Origin of the sequence: Enterobacter sp. R4-368 (genome assembly GCF_000410515.1) — a bacterium.
In the GTDB taxonomy this organism is placed as follows: domain Bacteria; phylum Pseudomonadota; class Gammaproteobacteria; order Enterobacterales; family Enterobacteriaceae; genus Kosakonia.
In genome coordinates this window covers 605,841-625,034 of record NC_021500.1, presented here as the reverse complement: position 1 = coordinate 625,034, position 19,194 = coordinate 605,841, and the positions used below count along the sequence as shown (strand labels likewise).

Below are 19,194 nucleotides of genomic sequence, written 5' to 3'. Positions count from 1 at the left end.
TCTCCTGAAAAGCGCGGGTTTCCCCGCGCATTGTGATTAACCCGCGACGGCAACGCCAACGGTCATATGCAGGCCGTAAAACAGACCACGGCCAATGATTTCACCGGCTACCACCAGCACAACGCCGACCAGCAAGCTGCTGGCTTTCGGCTGTCTGCGCATTACAAGCGGACAGATCCAGCAACCGAGACCGAGGGCGACCAGCAGTAAACGCACCACCTGCAACAGGGCGTAATCCGGCACCAGCGCGACCGCTTGCTGCACTGAGCTGTGGGTTTCGCCAAGCTGCATGCTCTGCAACATTACCACGGCAACGCTTGCGATAAGTGCCGCAACGCTGATGGCGGCAAAACGCGGGGCCGGAAAACGCATACCCGCCAGCCGCAGCAGCAACGCCGCCAGCAGCGGCCCGCCCGTCAACATAGTGAGGAAAAATGCGGCGGTGGTGTAGCCGTTATGCCAGGTCGGCACGGTATCAATCTGGTAAACCTGCGTCATCGCCCAGACAAACAGTCCCCCCAGCACCATGCTGATAATCAGCCAGCCGCGCCCCAGTGCGGCTGGCAGTTTGCCAAGCCAGGCCAGCAGCCACCAGAAACCGCCGACGGCGAAAAACAGCGATCCGGCGGCAATTTCATTACTCAGTGACGAGGCGCCAATGCGGTTTAGCGAGTTAAACGCGCGCAGCGGTGAACCGAGGTGCATCATTGAGGCGATAAAACCGATGCCCATCAACACCCAGAGCAAAAACTGGCTGCGGACAATCCGCACCTGGCCGCTATTGTCATCTCTGGCGTTCATCCAGACGAAGCCAGTCACAATCAATCCGCCCACCACGCACTGACCGAGCACCGTAAACAGAACCAGCGGCCATTCATGCCATCCGTTTCCCATCTCACACCTCCTGCGGGTTTGCCAGATAGCCGGTGGTATCCCCCGTCGGGCGGCTGTTGGCGTTTGGTTTGATGACAATATTGGGCTTCGTGAAGTGCGATGCCGGAAGCGGGGCGATAGCGGCCAGTTCGCCATGTTGCTTACGCAATTCGTCAATCGGGCCGAAATCGAGCGCGCGCAGCGGGCAGGATTCCACGCAGATGGGCTTTTTCCCTTCTGCAACGCGGTCATAACAGCCGTCGCATTTGGTCATATGACCTTTTGACGCATTGTATTGCGGCGCGCCGTACGGGCAGGCCATATGGCAGTAGCGACAACCGATGCAGACATCTTCGTCCACCACCACAAACCCGTCTTCCCGCTTATGCATTGCACCGCTCGGGCAGACTTTGGTGCACGCCGGATCTTCACAATGGTTGCAGGAAATCGACAGATAATACGCAAAGACGTTTTGCTGCCAGACGCCGTTATCTTCCTGCCAGTTACCGCCCGCGTATTCATACACGCGGCGGAAACTGACATCCGGGGTTAAGTCTTTGTAATCTTTACAGGCCAGTTCGCAGGTTTTACAACCGGTGCACCGGGCAGAATCGATAAAAAATCCATACTGGGTTGTCATCGGCTACTCCTTAAACCTTTTGAATATCGACCAGATTGGTGTGCTGCGGGTTGCCTTTCGCCAGCGGCGAAGGCCGGTGCGTGGTCAGCGTGTTCACGCAGCCGCCGTGGTCAATGCGATCGCCGTCCATACTGGCCTGATGCCAGGCCCCCTGGCCCATGGCGCTGACGCCCGGCATGATGCGCGGCGTCACTTTCGCGGCGATACGGACTTCCCCGCGGTCGTTAAAGACGCGCACCATGTCGCCCTGTTTGATCCCGCGCCGTTCGGCGTCGATCGGGTTGATCCACACCTCCTGGCGACACGCTTCCTGCAACACATCGATGTTGCCGTAGCTGGAGTGGGTGCGTGCTTTGTAGTGAAAACCGAATAATTGCAGCGGGAATTTTTCGCGCGCCGGATCGTCCCAGCCTTCAAAGGTTGAGGCGTAAACCGGCAGCGGACTAATCACTTCGTCTTTATCCAGTTCCCAACTGTTGGCAATTTCCGCCAGCTTGCTGGAGTAAATTTCAATTTTGCCGGAGGGGGTTTTCAGCGGGTTGGCGATCGGGTCGTCGCGGAATTTTTTATAGGCAACAAAGTGGCCGTTCGGATCTTTGCGCTTATAAATACCCATCGCTTTCAGGTCTTCATAAGCGGGCAGCTGTGGATCTTTGGCGACCATTTTGGCGTACAGGTATTTCAGCCACTCTTCCTGCGTACGGCCTTCGGTAAATTTCTGGTAAATATCCGGTCCCAGGCGGCGAGCGATTTCGCTGGTTATCCAGTAAATCGGTTTACGTTCGAACTTCGGCGCGGTGACGGGCTGGAGGATAATCAGGTAGCCCATGTTCCCGGCATAATCATTGGGGATAATGTCTTCCTGTTCGACGGTCATCAAATCTGGCAGCAGAATGTCGGCATACATCGCCGATGAGGTCATAAAGTTCTCAATGACCACGATCATTTCGCACTTGCTGTCGTCCTGCAGAATGTCGTGAGTGCGGTTGATATCGCCGTGCTGGTTGGTAATGGTGTTTCCGGCATAGTTCCAGATAAATTTAATCGGCACATCAAGCTTATCTTTGCCGCGCACACCGTCGCGTTTGGCGGTCATCTCCGGGCCGCGCGCAATGGCATCGGTCCAGGTAAAGCACGAAATCGAGGTTTTCACCGGGTTTTCCGGCATCGGCATACGTTCAATGGTGATGGTGTAGGTGGATTCACGCGCGCCGCTGTTGCCGCCGTTGATGCCGACGTTACCCGTGAGGATCGGCAACATGGCAATGGCGCGTGAGGTCAGTTCGCCATTGGCCTGGCGCTGCGGCCCCCAGCCCTGGCAGATATAAGCCGGTTTGGCGCTGCCAATTTCCCGCGCCAGTTTGATGATTTTATCGGCGGGAATACCGGTGATACGCGATGCCCACTGCGGTGTTTTAGCGATGCGGTCTTCGCCCTGGCCGAGAATATAGGCTTTGTAATGGCTGTTGGCGGGCGCATCGGCAGGCAGCGTTTTTTCGTCGTAGCCGACGCAATATTTATCCAGAAACGCCTGGTCGACGAGGTTTTCGTTAATCAGCACCCACGCCATACCGGCAACCAGCGCGGCATCGGTACCTGGACGAATGGGCACCCACTCATCTTCGCGTCCGGCGGCCGTGTCGGTATAACGCGGATCGATAACGATCATCCGCGCATTTGAGCGTTCACGCGCCTGCTCGAGGAAATAGGTAATGCCGCCGCCGCTCATGCGGGTTTCCGCCGGGTTGTTACCGAACATCACCACCAGTTTGGTGTTTTCGATATCCGAGGTGCTGTTACCGTCGTTGGAACCGTAGGTGTAAGGCATCGCACAGGAGATTTGCGCGGTGCTGTAAGTGCCGTACTGGTTGAGAAAACCGCCATACATCGCCATCAGGCGGGCAATAATCGACGCCGAAGGGGAAGAGCGGGTAATGTTGCCGCCGACAATGCCGGAGGAGTAATTAATGTAGACCGCTTCGTTGCCGTATTTTTGCACCACGTCTTTCAAACTGTTGGCGATAGTATCCAGTGCTTCGTCCCAGCTGATACGTTCAAACTTGCCTTCTCCACGTTTACCGACGCGTTTCATGGGGTAGTTCAGGCGATCCGGGTGGTTAATGCGGCGGCGAATAGAACGGCCGCGCAGGCAGGCGCGTACCTGATGATTGCCGTAGATATCCTCGCCGGTATTATCGGTTTCGACCCAGTAAACTTCATTGTCACGGACGTGCAAACGCAGCGCGCAGCGGCTACCGCAGTTGACCGAACAGGCTCCCCACACCACTTTGTCTGGCGCGGGTTGCATCGCCTGTTGCACGGCAGCGGCGGCAGAACGCAGGCCAAAGGGCAGGGAAAAACTCCCGGCGGCCAGCGCAAGCGATCCTAAAGCGGTGGATTTCACCAACGTTCGTCGGCTGATCCCTCCCTGGTATTCACTATCGGACATAGCTCACTCCATTATTTTTTATAATAAAAAGAAATTGCCTGGTGTATTAAAAGCAGGCTAATGAAGTGATCATGTTAATCATTAGGGAGTAGAAGAATCTTAAGCGTGATCAAGTTGAGGGAAATCCCCCTGAAATGAAGGGGGATTTTATTTACTGCGCGCCGGCGCTTTCTTCGCTCTGCTGAGCGGCGCCGCTGTTGCGGGTGTAGAGAATTTTGTAGGTGTCATTGGCGCAATGACCGACGACCTGCGAACCTGCCTGGTCAGCCTGATCATTAGGCACGATGGTTAGCGTAAATCCCGTTTCCGGCACGCCATTATTGATAATACGTTGCTGAATATCGGTTTTAACCCGTTCGCATGAGTCCGGCGCGGCGAACGCCGGCACAGCACCCACCAGCAGTAATGCGCAAAGCCAACGTGAATAATGCATCCTCGTCTCCTTCTGTTTTACCCGCACTAAGCTTAGCACCTGCGATGGCTGCAAAAGGTAAATATCTGAATCATCTGAATAAGCCGCTATCGCTGTTTTAATAGCTCCACCTCCGGCGGGAAATCGACCGGGACGGCGGTGAGCAGGAATTCGCCCAGACGGTCAATATTCTTTTTGCGCGGCGAATCTTTGGGCCACACCAGCCAGTAACTGTCGCCAGTGCTTATTGCTTGCGGGAAGGGCAGCGTTAGCTGATTTTGCGCCAGGGCGGGCAGGCTGAGCAGCAGATCGCCGACCGCCACGCCATGACCACCGATCGCCGCCTGGTAGGCTTGTTCCAGCGTGTCAAAAACCGCGCCGCCGCCAGGGACGAGCGTGGGAAATAAACCGCTCCCGGCTTGCCAGCGCCGCCAGTCGCGGCGATCGCGCGACGGATGGATCAAGGCGCAACTGCTCAGCTCGCGTTGCGCCAGCGCTTTAAGCGCCGGGGCGCAGAGCGGGATCAACCACTCATCAAATAAGCGCAGGCTTTGCGTGTACTCACCAAAATGGCCGTTACCCAGCAGAATGGCGCAATCGAAGGGTTCGGTGCGGAAATCGACGGTATCGATATCCATCCAGACACTACTGATCTCAATCTGCGGTGTGCTGTGCTGCTGGCGAAAGGCATTTAATACATCTAATAACCAGCGCATTGTCAGCGTCGATGGGGCTTTGAGCCGCAGCTGATGCTGGTGGCTGCGCAGTGTCTGGCAGGCATTTTCCAGTTGCAAAAAACCGTCCTGTAAACGAACAGCCAGCTGGCTTCCTGCGTCGGTCAGGGTAATTTTCGGGCCATGGCGCAGAAACAAACGACACCCAAACCACTCTTCAAGGGTACGAATATGACGGCTTACCGCACCGGGGGTGACATTGAGAAAAAGGGCTGCCTGGCTAAATGATGCCATTTGCGCGGCAACGGTAAACGCCCGTAGTGCATAGAGTGGCGGCAGGTTTTGGTTCATTTGTTCGTTATCCATTATGAGTTTTTTGCATAGCGAACGGCAGTTTAACTCGTTTTTCAGACCCGCGCTTTCCGGTGATACTTCGTCAATAAATAAAAGGAGGGAGAGGATGGGATCACTGAATGTGGTGTTGCTGGGAACATACATCGGTGTGGTAGTGACGTTGCTGGCAACGCCCGGGCCGGTGGTGGCGCTGGTGTGCGCGGCGGCAGCGCGAGGCAATCACGCGCGCGCGTTTTTAACGCTGGCAGGCACTAATCTGGCCTCGCTGGTATTAATCGCACTGGCGGGGTTAACGTTGGCGGGCGTTGTCACGCTCTCGGGCTGGCTACTAAATCTGGTAGCAATGGCGGGTTCGCTCTTTATTGCGATTAGCGCTGTGCAGGCATTGCGCGCCTTGCGGCGTGAAAAAGGCACGGGGATGACCCACAATAGCGGGCAGGGCGGGTTTGTTGCGGGATTTATGACGGCCATCGCTAACCCAAAGGATATTCTGTTTTTTATCGCTTTTTTCCCGCAGTTTACCGGCATTACCGGTGATTTCGCCGCCAGCATCACGTTGCTTACCGCCATCTGGGTAGTGCTGGATTTTAGTGTCTTAACGCTCTATATCCTGGCCGTTAAACGCTGGTTACCCGCGAGGCAAAGTGGGCGTTTTGCTACCTTCTCATCGTTGATTTTATTGCTAACAGGTGTGGGCGGCGCAGGCTATTCGCTGTTGTTACTCGCCAGCCACCAGGCATAGCCACAAAGAAGTCATTGCCCTAAGTTATAAAGCTTTTGCTAATATAAGCGCATTACAAAAGAAGAATGTGGTGAACCCATTGAAAAAACAGCTGTTACTTATCTCTCTGGCGGTGGCGCTTGCCGGATGCGATAAGCCGAAGGGACCCGTTTCATTCACGCCGGAAATGGCGAGCTTCTCGAATGAATTCGATTTTGATCCGTTGCGTGGCCCGGTTAAAGATTTCAGCCAGACGTTGCTTAACGATAAAGGTGAAGTCACGAAACGCGTTACCGGAACGATGTCGAAAGAGGGATGTTTCGATACGCTTGAACTGCACGATCTGGAAAATAACAGCGGCGTGTCGCTGGTGCTGGATGCCAACTACTATCTCGAGGCGGAATCGAAGGAAAAACGACTGCGTTTGCAGGGCAAGTGCCAACTGGCGGAGTTCCCGGCAGCGGGCGTGACCTGGGATACCGACGATAACGGATTTGTGGTTCGCGCAACGGGCAAGGAGATAGAGGTTAAATACCGCTATGACGATGAAGGGTATCCGCTGGGAAAAACCACGACATCGAAAGACGCGACGTTGTCTGTTGTGTCTACGCCTTCGAAAGATAAGCGCAAAAAGCTGGATTACACCTCTGTCAGCACGCTGAACGATAAGCCGCTGGGCAATGTGAAACAGGCCTGTGAATACGACAGCCATGATAACCCGGTGAGTTGCAGCCTGGAGATTGTGGACGAAAGTGTTACACCACAGGTGTCGCACAAATACAGCATCAAAAACACCATCGAGTATTATTGATGCCGCTGACCACCGCGCTTTACTGCGCGGTGGGTTTCAGTAGCGTCGGGCCGCTTGTTTTGTGGTTTTCAAGATACTGCTGCTGGAAAATACACATGCGAATGGTGTTGCGGTACTCACCGTTAATAAAGAACTCATGGATTAATTCACCTTCGACCATAAACCCCAGCTTGCGGTAAATGTGAATCGCTTTTTCGTTCTCTTTATCCACAATCAGATAGAGCTTATACAGGTTCAGTACCGTAAAACCGTAATCCATCGCCAGCTTCGCGGCTTTTGATGCCAGCCCTTTGCCCTGATATTCCGGGGAGATGATTATCTGAAACTCCGCACGGCGGTGAACGTGGTTAATTTCAACCAGCTCCACTAATCCGGCTTTTTCGCCATTGCACTCGACCACAAAACGGCGTTCGCTTTGATCGTGAATGTGCTTGTCATACAGGTCAGAAAGTTCAACGAAGGCTTCGTAGGGTTCTTCAAACCAGTAACGCATGACGCTGGCGTTGTTATCCAGTTGATGAACGAAGCGCAAATCCTCGCGCTCGAGCGGGCGCAGGCGGACGGTGTAAGCGTCACTCATGAAAAGTCCTTTTACGTAAGCGGAAATCGGGCGCGCGAGCGCCCGGGGCGGTTAACGAATTTGCTGTCCGGTGCGGCGATCCAGACAACGCAGGGTATTGGGTTCCCAGTAGGCGTTGAGGTTGCTACTTTTCTGGCATTTGTCCTGCGCATCAAACGCGACATCGGTTTTATCCCACTCTTTTTCCACGCGCTTGTTCACTTTGTTGCGCAGGCTGCGGGTGTCATTCCATTGCTCTTTTTCCATCGCTGCGGATTGGCGGCTTTGCGCGTTATCGCCGGATTCAATCACCAGACGATTGGTTTCGGCCAGTGCGGAGGTGGTGTACACGATGGCACCCAGCGTCAGCATTGCGGTGAGGCACAGGCGTTTGCTAAGTGTTTTAGTCATTGCGATTTCCTTAATTTGAGGGAGAAACAAGATGCCCATATCACTCTATTCTATGCGATCTCAGCCACACGGGATAGCCAGCCGGGACTCACTCTCAGAGCATTATCAGGTATGATAGTTCAACCAAGTTTGAATCAACGTGCCTCTGATGCTGAAAACTACACTCCTGTTCTTTGCCACCGCGCTGTGTGAAATTGTCGGTTGTTTTTTGCCCTGGTTATGGCTAAAACGCGGCGCTACGCCACTGTTACTCATTCCCGCGGCATTCGCGCTGGCCATGTTCGTGTGGTTGTTAACGCTGCATCCGGCGGCCAGTGGGCGCGTTTACGCGGCTTACGGCGGCGTGTATGTATGCACCGCGTTGATTTGGCTACGTGTGGTCGACGGCGTCAAACTCAGTGTTCACGACTGGCTTGGGGCGCTCATCGCCATGTGTGGGATGTTGATCATCGTGGCTGGCTGGGGACGCGCATAATGTACGCCGTTTTTGATACTCAGCGTGACAGCACCGTTGTTCGCATGCGGTCTTTTTTTCTCTCCTGATTTCATTCTGTTAGCACGGTTTAAATAACAGCTAAGGCAATATCCGGCGCGTGAAATCGCGACAGGCGCGTAGAACTTCTGAAGAAAATGGGGCACGGCGACAGCATTTGACCTGGCAGGAATGTCTTCAACATGCCCGGTTCAGTAAGGCTGTTTAAGATGATATCCGTCACCTGCAAAGGGATTCATTTACTCTTCGAACGCTTCAGATATTGTTCGCGGGCGCGGCTATTTTTAAAACGCTTTTTGCCGTAATGCCGTAATGCCGTAATGCCGTAATGCCGTAATGCCGTAATGCCGTAATGCCGTAATGCCGTAATGCCGTAACGTCTGCGCTATCGCGTAATTTCATCTCCTCAACGCATCGCCTGAATCACAAAGGTAAATGTATCACGTTTTGACACATTTGGTTACCATTCTAGTTGGTGTAGTCCGCAAATCCTGTCGCAAATCATAGTCTGGTTTACCGCAGTCCGTAATCTATTGAACCACTGTTTCACTTAATAAGATGAGTCTCACCATGGAAAACAGGCTATTAACGGCGAAAGCCACGCTACCCACTTATGACCGTAACAAACTGGTTGCGCGCATTGTGCATCTCGGCTTTGGTGCGTTTCACCGCGCGCATCAGTCAGTTTATGCCGATATTCTTGCTGCAGAGCATGGCAGTGACTGGGGCTATTGCGAGGTCAATTTGATTGGCGGTGAGCAGCAAATTGCCGATCTCAAGCAGCAGGATAACCTCTATACCGTGGCGGAAATGTCTGCCGACGCGTGGACTGCGCGTGTGGTTGGCGTAGCAAAACGCGCGCTGCATGCTCAGGTGGATGGCCTGGAAACCGTGCTCGCCGCTATGTGCGAACCGCAGGTTGCCATTGTTTCGCTGACCATCACCGAGAAAGGCTATTGCCACTCTCCGGCGACCGGCAAATTGATGCTCGATCACCCGTTAATTGTCGGCGATCTGCAAAATCCGCAGCAGCCAAAATCGGCCGCGGGCGTGATAGTGGAAGCTCTGGCGCGCCGTAAAGCCGCCGGTTTACCGGCGTTCAGCGTGATGTCCTGCGACAACATGCCGGAAAACGGCCATGTCACCCGCAATGTGGTCTGCGCTTATGCACATGCGGTGAACGCAGAATTGGGCGACTGGATTGAAGCCAATGTGACCTTCCCGTCAACCATGGTAGACAGAATTGTTCCGGCGGTGACTGCCGAAACGCTGGATAAAATCGAGCAACTGACCGGTGTGCGCGACCCCGCGGGTGTAGCTTGTGAGCCGTTCCGCCAGTGGGTGATTGAAGACAATTTCGTGGCGGGTCGTCCGGCGTGGGAAAAAGCAGGTGCCGAGCTGGTGGCAGATGTTGTGCCGTTTGAAGAGATGAAACTGCGCATGCTGAACGGCAGCCACTCCTTCCTGGCGTATCTGGGCTATCTGGCGGGTTATCAACATATTAATGAGTGCATGGAAGACGAGAATTACCGTCGCGCCGCGCACGCGTTGATGTTGAAAGAGCAGGCGCCAACGCTGAAAGTGCAGGGCGTGGATCTGGCGCATTACGCCGATCTGCTGATCGCCCGTTACAGCAATACCGCGCTGCGTCACCGTACCTGGCAGATCGCCATGGACGGTAGCCAGAAACTGCCGCAGCGTATGCTGGATTCTGTGCGCTGGCATTTAGTGCATCAGCGAGATTTCTCCCTGCTGGCGCTGGGGATTGCCGGCTGGATGCGCTATGTCGGCGGCGTCGACGAGCAGGGGCAAGCGATTGAAGTGTGTGATCCGTTGCTGACAGTGATCCAGAGCGCGGTTAACAGCAGCGCGCAAGGTGAAGCCCGCGTGCAGGCGTTGCTTGGCATTGAGGCGATTTTTGGCAATGAATTGCCGAAAGACGCGACCTTTGTGGCGCAGGTGAAAAAAGCCTATCTGACACTGCTGGAGAAAGGCGCGAAAGCTACGGTGGCGCAGTACGTCCAACAATAAAAAGCAGCAACAATATTAAGCCGTTCAGATCAAAGGAATGAAGCAGGAGGCTCACGGAAGAGCCGGGCGGAGCGGGAATTATCGACCAGATAATGTGAAGGGGGCGCAAGCGGTACTGGTGAAAAAAAGTAAAATTTACGCGAGCGAAACTTAACGTTTATATGTGCTAATTGCCGCAACAGAAATTTATTTTTGAACAATATCTTATACCTAACATGAACTGGATTATTCCTCGTTCTGTCATCCCAACCGTGAAACCATTTTATAAACTACTTTTATAGGGAGCAGCTTTTAATTGCGTATAGCACGATGAGGCGAAAATGAGCCGATCTACCTTCAGCAAGACTCCTTCAGTCAAAATATATGATAACCGTAGCCGAATGATTCGCGATGTTTCATATTATCGGCATCCCGACACCACTGATATTACCGACGAGTATATTACTCATCATCAATATGACTCTCGAGGATTTCTTACCCAGAGTTCCGATCCACGGTTGTCCGACAAAAACCTTGTAAATATTGATTATATCAATGACCTTGCAGGTAATGTTTTGCGGATGCAGGGCGCTGATAATGGCTCATCAGTCACGCTAAACGATTCTGCTACAAGACCGTTTCTGAAGGTTAACGCTGAAGGCATCACCACAAAATATCAGTATGAAGCACATGATTTGCCTGGTCGGTTGAAATACATAGCGGAAACAGGGACGGAAAATATTACGCGCATTACGGCGCGTTTTATCTATGCGGGAAACACGCCTGCGGAGCAGGAACTAAACCTGGCCGGGCACTGCATTTGCCAATATGACACCAGCGGTATGACCCAACTAGAGAGCATTTCTCTCACTGGTGTGTCGCTATCAATTACCCGGTATTTGCTGAAAAACCTTGATAATCCAGATAACGTCGTAAACTGGCAAAGTGAAGATACCTTAACCCTGAACGAGCAGTTAGGCTCTGAGCGTTGGACATCATTAATGACTGCAGATGCGACGGGCGCATTACTGACTACACGCGATGCGGCAGGCAATACGCAACGTATGGCCTTTGATATTGCGAGTCTGCTGAAGGCCAGTTGGCTAACGATAACCAATGGCCCCGAGCAATCTATTATAAAATCAATAGTATATTCAGCTGCTGGTCGGAAGCTACGAGAAGAACATGGCAACGGCATCGTCATCTCATACACCTATGAGTCTGAAACCCAACGTCTGATGGGTATTAAGACAGAGCGCCCTCAAGGGCACGTTGCTGGCGCTAAGGTATTGCAACATTTACGTTATAGTTACGATCCCGTTGGCAATATGCTCAGTGTTTATAACGTGGCGGAAGAAACGCGATTCTGGAAGAACCAAAAAGTCGTGCCCGAGAATACGTATGTTTATGACAGCCTGTATCAACTGATCAAAACTTCAGGGCGTGAAATGGCCTATATTGCTCAACAGAGCAGTAATCTTCCCTCCGCCTCATTATTCGACGCTGTTACCTACACTAATTATACCCGCACTTACGCTTACGATAATGCCGGAAATCTTACGCAGATACGCCACAGTTCCCCGGCGTCGAGTAACACTTACACGACGGCGATTACGCTCTCTGACAAAAGCAACCGCGGGGTCATAAGTTCGCAGACTGAAAACCCTACTGAAGTAGACGCTTTTTTTACTCCCGGAGGGCTCCAGCGAGTGCTACAACCAGGGCAGGCATTATTATGGTCGCCCCGCGAAGAATTGCAGAAAGTGATCCTCGTACAACGAGACGATGCTGAAGATGACAGTGAAAGTTATCGTTACGACATAAACGGACAACGGGTATTTAAGGCGACGGTACGGCAGACAGACAGTGCTGTTCAGCTATCCCGGTCAATCTATTTGCAGGGGCTTGAGCTAAAAACGGTAACAGCAAACAGTCTGGAAACGGAACGCCTATATATCATTAAGACAACTGATGCAGGCCAGGCGCAGGTGCGATGCTTACACTGGGAAAACGGAAAACCAGAGGGCTTAAAGAATGATATGTTGCGCTACAGCTACGGTAATTTGACCGAAAGTAGCGTCCTGGAAATTGACGGTGATGGCAATCTCATTAGTCAGGAAGAGTATTATCCTTTTGGTGGTACGGCAGTCTTGACAACGCGCAATTACGTTGAGGTAGATTACAAAACGATAAGGTATTCGGGAAAAGAGCGAGATACCACGGGACTATACTGGTACGGATATCGGTATTATCAACCCTGGATTGGTAGATGGCTTAGCGCTGACCCAGCTGGCGTCATTGACGGGTTGAATTTATATAAAATGGTGGGAAATAATCCACTAGTGAACATCGACGAGTCAGGTTTATTTACGCTTAATATCACATCGATTTTGAAGAGCCTGATAACGAAATGGAGAGTAAATAGAAGTTATCAGGCAATGGCGAAAGGGAGTTTATGGGACGGGAAAATAAAGAATGAGGGAGCAATGCTAAACGAAGGTAGGGCTAATTTAACGTTGCTCAGGCAACAAAATTATCCTTTAACAAAAGAAGCCTATGAATTTGCTGAGAGATTTAAAAAATTAGATTTCAATCTTGTTCATTATACAAGTTCAGATATTCAGGCCTCCTCTGGCGTTATTTACTCGAAAAAAGAACTTTATAAAAGAGGAATTAAATTTAGCGAGCGCAACACAACTACGACTGATATACAAAAACTCGGTACTGACGATTTTGTCTTTTTCTCTCTGGGGGTCGGCGATGCTTCCGGGAAAGAGCGAAGCAGATTTGGCGCCAATAAGTACCAGATCCCATTAGCAAAAGCCGTACAGCAAAAGTATGTTAAACATGGTCATTTAACAATCAATGACACATTAAAATACAACGAAAGACAAACCAGCGAAAGCCGTTTAACCGGCATCTTTAAAATGCGGGATGTCAATGAACTAAAAAGTGAAGTTATCGCATCAAAAGCCGTTGAGACGGTATTTGACTACAATAATTTTAATGAAGGTTTAGCCTTGAGAATCATCGCTTCGACAAGCAATCTTTCAGTTAGCGGACAGAGGTTTGTTTATGGAAGCCGTACAGATGCAGACTTTGATCAGATTATTTCGCTTTTTTACCGGCCACAGTTTTTAGTGCCAAAAAAATTCAATGCCAGAAACATGGTGAAGCAATAAAATGTTATAAAAAGAATGCCAGCAGGGTGCTGAGGTTTTTTTGCAAACTCAGCGCACCGGCGGCATTCTTTTTTCACCACGCTTTTTTCAACCGCTTAGTGCAAACCAAGACGAATCAGTTCAACCGGTTCGAATTTGCCTTCACAGCCTTCCACTTCCACCGTTTTGCTACGGCGCACCTGCGCGGGGTTTAACCCCTCGGCGTGAATCGCGACGATTTTGCCGGTGCGGCCAGTGCCATTAATCATCACGCGCGTGCCGGTGGTGATAGCGTTACGGTTACGATCATACGTCATCATGGTGGTTTCTCCTTATTGAAATCCGCAAAACGAAACGGGGCAGAAGATGTCCCCGAAATGGACGCCTTATAAATACGCCCCTGAGCCAGTGAGTTTTTGTTTTTGATCAAAGTCACACTTTTTTGCCGGAAAAAAATGTGACCTGGCGGAGATAAGAAGGGGGAAGGATTACTCTTCGCTGAACCAGTCGCGGTTTTCCTGGCGAATGGTTTTTACTGACTCGCTGATTTCCTGCAAATGCAGCGTCATGGCGCGATCAACGGCGTCAGCATCGCGCTTTTCCAGCGCGGAGAAAATATCCATATGCTGGCGCAACAGCATCTCCGGCGGCGAAACATGATCAAGGCTCATATAGCGCACGCGGTCGATGGTCGCTTTAATATTTTCGATAGTGTCCCACGCTAACTGGCAGTCGGCGATGAGCGCCAGCTTCTGGTGGAAATTATCATCCAGCTCGAAAAAGTCATTCAGTTGTTTACGCTCAATCGCAGTGCGCTGCTGATTAAGGTTTTGCTCCAGCTGATAACAGGCGCTGTCATCAATCATCGTTGCGGCGCGGCGGGCGACGGCGCATTCAATGGCCTGGCGAACGAAGCAGCCGTTACGCACCTGCGTCATGGAGATCTTATTGACGTAGCTACCGCGTTGCGGGCGGATTTGGATCAGGCCGTTTTCAGCAAGCTTAATAAAAGCTTCGCGTACTGGCTGGCGTGACACGTCAAAGCGCACCGACACCTCTTTTTCAGACAGCGGCGTGCCCGGTGGGATCAGACAATGGACGATGTCCCGCCGTAAGATGCGGTAAATCTGTTGATTGACGGGCTGTGTAGGGTTGAGTTGCGTTTCAGCGGCCATTCGCTCTTACTTTTTAAGGGGTTAACCTGTCTACCATACCATTAATTTACCGTACATCCCATACCCGGCCCGCAGGCCGGGCGCGGAAATTACCCTTCGCGGTGGACGCTAAGACCAGCATATGTCTGGCTGACTGGCATCATTTCAAGGGTATTAATATTGACATGCTTCGGCAACGTGGCGACCCACCACACCGCTTCGGTAACGTCTTCCGGCGTCAGCGCTGTGGTGTTCTCGTAAGTTTTTCCGGCTTTCGCATCATCGCCTTTAAAGCGCACATTCGAAAACTCGGTGCCGCCCACCAGGCCCGGTTCGATATTGGTCACACGCACGGCGGTGCCGCTAAGATCGGTACGTAAGTTCAGGCTGAATTGCCGCACAAAGGCTTTGCTCGCGCCATAGACGTTACCGCCTGCATAGGGCCAGCTACCGGCGGTGGAACCGATATTGATGATGTGGCCGCGATTACGCTCAACCATGCCCGGCAGCACTGCGCGTGTCATATACACCAGACCTTTATTATTGGTGTCGATCATGGTTTCCCAGTCGTCGACATTCGCTTTATGTGCCGGTTCCAGACCCAACGCCAGGCCTGCGTTGTTAACCAGTACATCAATATCGCGCCACGCGGCAGGCAGAGCAGAAATAAACTCTTCAATCGCCGCGCGGTTACGCACGTCCAGTTGTGCGGTATAGAGGTTATCGCCCAGTTCGTCCTTCAGTTCCTGCAAACGTTCCTGACGACGACCTGTGGCAATCACTTTATGGCCGTTCTGAATAAAACGGCGTGTAATACCTTCGCCAAAACCCGCGGTTGCCCCGGTAACCAGAATAATCATCTCACTGTTCCTCAACGCATTTTGTGGTGTAGTGACATAGCATGCACCGCTTTATAGCGGTAACACAACTTATCCTGCATACAGTGTGGCAAAAAACGCTGGCTCATGTGCGAAAGAAGAGAAATGATTGCGATGCGCGCGGCGGATGCCTACTCTGAGAAGAATCACCGCATTCAGGAGCGAAATATGTCGGTCACTAATCCTTTCTTTTCTGCCAGCACACTGCCTTACCAGGCGCCGCCTTTTGACGTTATTAATCAGGAGCATTATCGCCCGGCGTTTGATGAAGGAGTCCGGCAAAAACGCGCTGAAATCGCCACTATCACGCAAAATCCAGCGCCAGCGGATTTCGACAACACCCTGCTGGCGCTGGAGCGCAGCGGTGCGCTGCTCACCTATGTCACCAGCGTCTTTTTTGCCATGACATCGGCCCATACCAATGATTTTTTACAACAGCTCGATGAGGCGTTTTCTACCGAGCTTGCTGAACTGGCGAACGATATTTACCTCGACGACGCTCTGTTTGCCCGCGTGGAAGCGGTATGGAAGCAGCGCGACGCGCTCTCTCTGGACGCCGAATCTTTACGTCTGGTGGAAACCATCTATCAGCGCTTTATGCTGGCGGGCGCAACACTGAGTGCGCAGGACAAAGCGACGCTGAAAGCGCTGAACACCGAATCAGCCACCCTGACGAGCCAGTTTAACCAGCGGCTGCTGGCGGCGGATAAAGCCGGTGGGCTGGTGGTGGATTATGCTCATCAGCTTGATGGCCTGAGTGCAGAAGAGATTGCCATCGCTGCCGAGGCAGCAAAAGCCAAAGGGCTGGAAAATCGCTGGTTGTTGTCGTTGTTGAATACCACGCAGCAACCGGCGCTGGCGGCGTTGCGCGATCGCCAGACGCGTGAAAATCTGTTTAACGCGAGCTGGTTGCGTACGCAAAAAGGGGATGCCAACGACACCCGCGCTATTGTATTGCGCCTTGTGCAGTTACGCGCGCAGCAGGCGAAACTCCTCGGATTTGCCGATTTTGCCAGCTGGAAGATTGCCGATCAGATGGCGGCAACGCCGCAGGCGGCGCTGGAGTTCATGCGAAATATCGCGCCCGCCGCGCGTGCCCGTGCTGAACGTGAGCTGGCTGATATCCAGCAGGTTATCGATACGCAACAGGGCGGTTTTACCGCGCAAGCCTGGGACTGGGCGTTTTATGCCGAGCAGGTGCGTCTGGCGAAATATTCACTGGATGAATCACAAATCAAACCGTACTTTGCGCTCAATACCGTACTCACCGAAGGCGTTTTTTGGGCCGCGAGCCAGCTGTTTGGTCTTCGCTTTACTGAACGTTTTGATATTCCTGTCTATCATCCGGATGTTCGCGTATGGGAAATTTTTGATGCGGATGGTGCCGGATTAGCGCTGTTCTACGGTGATTATTTCGCCCGCGACTCAAAAAGTGGTGGCGCATGGATGGGCAATTTTGTCGAGCAGTCAACGCTCAACGGCACGCGACCGGTGATTTACAACGTCTGTAATTACCAGAAACCCGCAGCCGGGCAGACGGCATTGCTTTCGTGGGATGACGTTATCACGCTGTTCCATGAATTTGGCCACACCCTGCACGGGCTGTTCGCCAGCCAGCGCTACGCCAGCCTCTCCGGCACCAATACGCCGCGTGATTTTGTCGAGTTCCCGTCGCAAATCAATGAGCACTGGGCCAGCCAGCCGCAGGTGTTTACCCGCTATGCCCGCCACTACCAAAGCGGCGAGCCGATGCCGGAGCTACTTCGCGAGACGATGTTACGCGCCACGCAGTTTAATAAAGGTTACGACATGACCGAACTGTTGAGCGCAGCGCTGCTGGATATGAACTGGCATGCGCTGGCAGATGGTGAGAACGTAAACGATGTGGAGAGTTTTGAGGCACAAGCGCTGCGCAAAGAGCATCTCGATGTGGCAGCGGTTCCGCCGCGGTATCGCAGCAGTTATTTTGCCCATATTTTCGGCGGCGGTTATGCGGCGGGTTATTACGCTTATCTGTGGACACAAATGCTGGCAGACGATGGTTACCAGTGGTTTGTGGAGCAGGGCGGGTTAACGCGTGAAAACGGGCAGAAGTTCCGTGAAGCGATTTTATCCCGTGGTAACAGCGAAGATCTTGCCGCACTTTACCGCCAGTGGCGCGGTCACGATCCTGAGATCGAACCGATGCTGAAAAACCGGGGATTGAGTGAATAGCGCAAGAAAATTGCTTTAAAAACTTACATAACCCGCCAGAGCATTGACCTGAATTTGCCCGGCAAATAACGTGAACGTGGTGATGAATCCCCCTGCGCGGAGGGGCTACCAGTCATACCTTTTTGGGGTGAAAGCGAGTTCTGCGGGCTGGAGCAGACTCACCGGGAGGCACCCGGCATCACCGAAATCTGTATCGCCAGAGGCTTTTTTTCTTAAAGGCCTCTGGCGTTTTTCTTAAATCACCACGGTTCAAATCCCTGTTTTTACCCACTTCATTTATTAAATTGCGGGCTGGTTCACACTTCCTGGCATAGCGTTATCCCTCTCATTAAGCCAAATTAAAGAACCTGATTTTACGGCTTAACATTCTGTGGCATTACGCAGGCATTGAGAAAGTGGCTGTGCTAATGTCGAGTGCTATTTAAGCAACTGAGGTAACCGACATGACCAAAAATGTAGTGGTAATACGCGCCGGTGGTAAGGTTGAAAACGTGACCGTGGAAGATAATGCAAAATCGGTCACGTTTAAAAATGAGCAAAGCTCTTTTCTTGAAATCCCAATTGAACCCTGGGAGCTTGACGGAGAAACCTTCCTCGTTGCCCGATTTTCTGACCTGGTCAGCCAGCAGGAAACTGAACAAGCCATCCGGAAATTCTATTGATCAACAACCGCCCGCGGGCGGTTTTTTCATGCGGTACGCGGAGGTGTAAATGGCAAATGAACGTGAAGTTTCAGAAACTGCTGCTCCCACAGTGAGCACTCAGGATAGCGCCTTATCCCATCTGGTTTCCTGTGCCAATCTCGGCGCGGGTATGGTGGTGACGCTGGTTGTTGGCGGCCAGGTGGTGGCGGGTGAGCTCGTATCCGGCCAGGAATATGCGTTATATACCGCGAAATCGATTCGATCTATTCAGGGGGATGACGCGTCGCTGAAAAATTCCATCGCGCTTTTCTTTGATGATCTGGCTAATGATTATCGCGTTGAAGAGGGACACGATATTCCGCTTAACTATTTACATATTAAAGATCCGTCGTGGATGACGGGAAATGGCGGTTGGACGAGCGTAAAAGGAACAATATTGCGCGTACATATTGCGAAAGTGAGCGGCTTTTCTTTAGGGAAAGCGAAAAACGCCTGAATAAAGGAAATTAAAAGGGCCTCAAATGAGGCCCTTCCTATAACACTTGTTTTGGCCACCGCCTTCTTCGTAGAACAGGTATACAGGATCTGGCTGTAAGTCTTGCGCCACAAACCGAGCAAATGGCCCCATGAGGCAAACGTTGACCCGGGCAGAATGTGGTAAATAAAAACTTCTGGCTGCTGCAAACCGGGCATTTAAATTTGATATTGGGGATAACCCCTCCGGTCTGTGAAATGG

At 52.1% G+C, this 19,194-nt stretch carries 19 protein-coding genes; 8 read left to right on the top strand and 11 right to left on the bottom strand.

Annotation, left to right across the window (positions count from 1 at the left end):
• Positions 1-36 precede the first annotated feature (36 nt).
• From H650_RS02850 to H650_RS02830, 5 genes are all read right to left on the bottom strand, one after another.
• Positions 37-894 (bottom strand): DmsC/YnfH family molybdoenzyme membrane anchor subunit, encoded by an 858-nt coding sequence (locus H650_RS02850; RefSeq protein WP_016496199.1) that lies wholly within the window; start codon positions 892-894, stop codon positions 37-39.
• Position 895: 1 nt separating this feature from the next.
• On the bottom strand, positions 896-1,513 hold the full coding sequence (locus H650_RS02845) for a DMSO/selenate family reductase complex B subunit (RefSeq protein WP_016496198.1): 618 nt from the start codon (positions 1,511-1,513) through the stop codon (positions 896-898).
• Between the two features lie 10 nt (positions 1,514-1,523).
• The gene (gene ynfE / locus H650_RS02840; RefSeq protein WP_016496197.1) at positions 1,524-3,962 is read right to left on the bottom strand and encodes a selenate/tellurate reductase subunit YnfE; all 2,439 of its coding nucleotides are present in this window, start codon (positions 3,960-3,962) and stop codon (positions 1,524-1,526) included.
• Between the two features lie 151 nt (positions 3,963-4,113).
• Entirely contained in the window at positions 4,114-4,395 is a 282-nt protein-coding gene (locus H650_RS02835; RefSeq protein ID WP_016496196.1) for a DUF1161 domain-containing protein, read from the bottom strand.
• A gap of 86 nt (positions 4,396-4,481) precedes the next feature.
• A complete protein-coding gene (locus tag H650_RS02830) occupies positions 4,482-5,399 on the bottom strand; it encodes a LysR substrate-binding domain-containing protein (protein WP_044489366.1) in 918 nt (305 codons plus the stop codon).
• Positions 5,400-5,508: 109 nt separating this feature from the next.
• Here H650_RS02830 and H650_RS02825 point away from each other — a divergent pair, with 109 nt between their 5' ends.
• Both H650_RS02825 and H650_RS02820 read left to right on the top strand, forming a co-directional pair.
• Entirely contained in the window at positions 5,509-6,144 is a 636-nt protein-coding gene (locus H650_RS02825) for a LysE family translocator (RefSeq protein WP_016496194.1), read from the top strand.
• 79 nt (positions 6,145-6,223) lie between these two features.
• Entirely contained in the window at positions 6,224-6,934 is a 711-nt protein-coding gene (locus tag H650_RS02820) for a YnfC family lipoprotein (protein WP_170956352.1), read from the top strand.
• A 19-nt stretch (positions 6,935-6,953) separates the two neighbouring features.
• Here H650_RS02820 and speG read toward each other — a convergent pair whose 3' ends face one another.
• A complete protein-coding gene (gene speG / locus H650_RS02815; RefSeq protein WP_016496192.1) occupies positions 6,954-7,514 on the bottom strand; it encodes a spermidine N1-acetyltransferase in 561 nt (186 codons plus the stop codon).
• Between the two features lie 51 nt (positions 7,515-7,565).
• Positions 7,566-7,904 (bottom strand): DUF1283 family protein, encoded by a 339-nt coding sequence (locus H650_RS02810; RefSeq protein ID WP_016496191.1) that lies wholly within the window; start codon positions 7,902-7,904, stop codon positions 7,566-7,568.
• 148 nt (positions 7,905-8,052) lie between these two features.
• On the opposite strand from H650_RS02810, the gene H650_RS02805 reads away from it, so the two are divergent.
• Positions 8,053-8,379 (top strand): YnfA family protein, encoded by a 327-nt coding sequence (locus H650_RS02805; protein WP_016496190.1) that lies wholly within the window; start codon positions 8,053-8,055, stop codon positions 8,377-8,379.
• A 273-nt stretch (positions 8,380-8,652) separates the two neighbouring features.
• Here the strand turns inward: H650_RS02805 and H650_RS25635 are convergent, their stop codons facing one another.
• A complete protein-coding gene (locus H650_RS25635; RefSeq protein ID WP_016496189.1) occupies positions 8,653-8,799 on the bottom strand; it encodes a hypothetical protein in 147 nt (48 codons plus the stop codon).
• A gap of 168 nt (positions 8,800-8,967) precedes the next feature.
• Between H650_RS25635 and H650_RS02800 the strand changes: the two genes are divergently transcribed.
• Both H650_RS02800 and H650_RS02795 read left to right on the top strand, forming a co-directional pair.
• Positions 8,968-10,428: a mannitol dehydrogenase family protein gene (locus H650_RS02800; RefSeq protein WP_016496188.1), complete on the top strand. Its 1,461-nt coding sequence runs from the start codon at positions 8,968-8,970 to the stop codon at positions 10,426-10,428.
• Between the two features lie 320 nt (positions 10,429-10,748).
• Positions 10,749-13,589: an RHS repeat-associated core domain-containing protein gene (locus H650_RS02795; RefSeq protein WP_016496187.1), complete on the top strand. Its 2,841-nt coding sequence runs from the start codon at positions 10,749-10,751 to the stop codon at positions 13,587-13,589.
• Positions 13,590-13,684: 95 nt separating this feature from the next.
• Here the strand turns inward: H650_RS02795 and ydfZ are convergent, their stop codons facing one another.
• From ydfZ to ydfG, 3 genes are all read right to left on the bottom strand, one after another.
• Entirely contained in the window at positions 13,685-13,888 is a 204-nt protein-coding gene (gene ydfZ, locus H650_RS02790) for a putative selenium delivery protein YdfZ (RefSeq protein ID WP_016496186.1), read from the bottom strand.
• A gap of 168 nt (positions 13,889-14,056) precedes the next feature.
• A complete protein-coding gene (locus tag H650_RS02785; protein WP_016496185.1) occupies positions 14,057-14,743 on the bottom strand; it encodes a GntR family transcriptional regulator in 687 nt (228 codons plus the stop codon).
• Positions 14,744-14,832: 89 nt separating this feature from the next.
• Complete coding sequence (ydfG, locus tag H650_RS02780; protein WP_016496184.1) at positions 14,833-15,582, bottom strand: bifunctional NADP-dependent 3-hydroxy acid dehydrogenase/3-hydroxypropionate dehydrogenase YdfG; 750 nt, start codon at positions 15,580-15,582, stop codon at positions 14,833-14,835.
• A 186-nt stretch (positions 15,583-15,768) separates the two neighbouring features.
• Between ydfG and dcp the strand changes: the two genes are divergently transcribed.
• The 3 genes from dcp (at position 15,769) to H650_RS02765 (ending at position 18,954) form a co-directional block, all read left to right on the top strand.
• Positions 15,769-17,814 carry a peptidyl-dipeptidase Dcp gene (dcp, locus tag H650_RS02775; protein WP_044489656.1) on the top strand — a complete coding sequence of 682 codons (2,046 nt, stop codon included), beginning with the start codon at positions 15,769-15,771 and terminating at the stop codon, positions 17,812-17,814.
• A 443-nt stretch (positions 17,815-18,257) separates the two neighbouring features.
• A complete protein-coding gene (locus H650_RS02770) occupies positions 18,258-18,476 on the top strand; it encodes a hypothetical protein (protein ID WP_007374905.1) in 219 nt (72 codons plus the stop codon).
• A gap of 49 nt (positions 18,477-18,525) precedes the next feature.
• Entirely contained in the window at positions 18,526-18,954 is a 429-nt protein-coding gene (locus H650_RS02765; protein ID WP_016496182.1) for a GvpU-like protein, read from the top strand.
• Positions 18,955-19,194: the final 240 nt, after the last annotated feature.

Excerpts from the sequence above, each read along its gene's own strand:
- H650_RS02810 (WP_016496191.1), bottom strand. The coding sequence starts at position 7,904 with ATGACTAAAACACTTAGCAAACGCCTGTGCCTCACCGCAATGCTGACG.
- H650_RS02845 (WP_016496198.1), bottom strand. The coding sequence starts at position 1,513 with ATGACAACCCAGTATGGATTTTTTATCGATTCTGCCCGGTGCACCGGT.
- ydfG (WP_016496184.1), bottom strand. The coding sequence starts at position 15,582 with ATGATTATTCTGGTTACCGGGGCAACCGCGGGTTTTGGCGAAGGTATT.
- H650_RS02795 (WP_016496187.1), top strand. The coding sequence starts at position 10,749 with ATGAGCCGATCTACCTTCAGCAAGACTCCTTCAGTCAAAATATATGAT.
- H650_RS02805 (WP_016496190.1), top strand. The coding sequence starts at position 8,053 with ATGCTGAAAACTACACTCCTGTTCTTTGCCACCGCGCTGTGTGAAATT.
- dcp (WP_044489656.1), top strand. The coding sequence starts at position 15,769 with ATGTCGGTCACTAATCCTTTCTTTTCTGCCAGCACACTGCCTTACCAG.
- H650_RS02770 (WP_007374905.1), top strand. The coding sequence starts at position 18,258 with ATGACCAAAAATGTAGTGGTAATACGCGCCGGTGGTAAGGTTGAAAAC.
- H650_RS02830 (WP_044489366.1), bottom strand. The coding sequence starts at position 5,399 with ATGAACCAAAACCTGCCGCCACTCTATGCACTACGGGCGTTTACCGTT.
- H650_RS25635 (WP_016496189.1), bottom strand. The coding sequence starts at position 8,799 with ATGAAATTACGCGATAGCGCAGACGTTACGGCATTACGGCATTACGGC.
- H650_RS02800 (WP_016496188.1), top strand. The coding sequence starts at position 8,968 with ATGGAAAACAGGCTATTAACGGCGAAAGCCACGCTACCCACTTATGAC.
- ynfE (WP_016496197.1), bottom strand. The coding sequence starts at position 3,962 with ATGTCCGATAGTGAATACCAGGGAGGGATCAGCCGACGAACGTTGGTG.
- H650_RS02765 (WP_016496182.1), top strand. The coding sequence starts at position 18,526 with ATGGCAAATGAACGTGAAGTTTCAGAAACTGCTGCTCCCACAGTGAGC.
- H650_RS02835 (WP_016496196.1), bottom strand. The coding sequence starts at position 4,395 with ATGCATTATTCACGTTGGCTTTGCGCATTACTGCTGGTGGGTGCTGTG.
- H650_RS02850 (WP_016496199.1), bottom strand. The coding sequence starts at position 894 with ATGGGAAACGGATGGCATGAATGGCCGCTGGTTCTGTTTACGGTGCTC.
- H650_RS02825 (WP_016496194.1), top strand. The coding sequence starts at position 5,509 with ATGGGATCACTGAATGTGGTGTTGCTGGGAACATACATCGGTGTGGTA.
- H650_RS02785 (WP_016496185.1), bottom strand. The coding sequence starts at position 14,743 with ATGGCCGCTGAAACGCAACTCAACCCTACACAGCCCGTCAATCAACAG.
- ydfZ (WP_016496186.1), bottom strand. The coding sequence starts at position 13,888 with ATGATGACGTATGATCGTAACCGTAACGCTATCACCACCGGCACGCGC.
- speG (WP_016496192.1), bottom strand. The coding sequence starts at position 7,514 with ATGAGTGACGCTTACACCGTCCGCCTGCGCCCGCTCGAGCGCGAGGAT.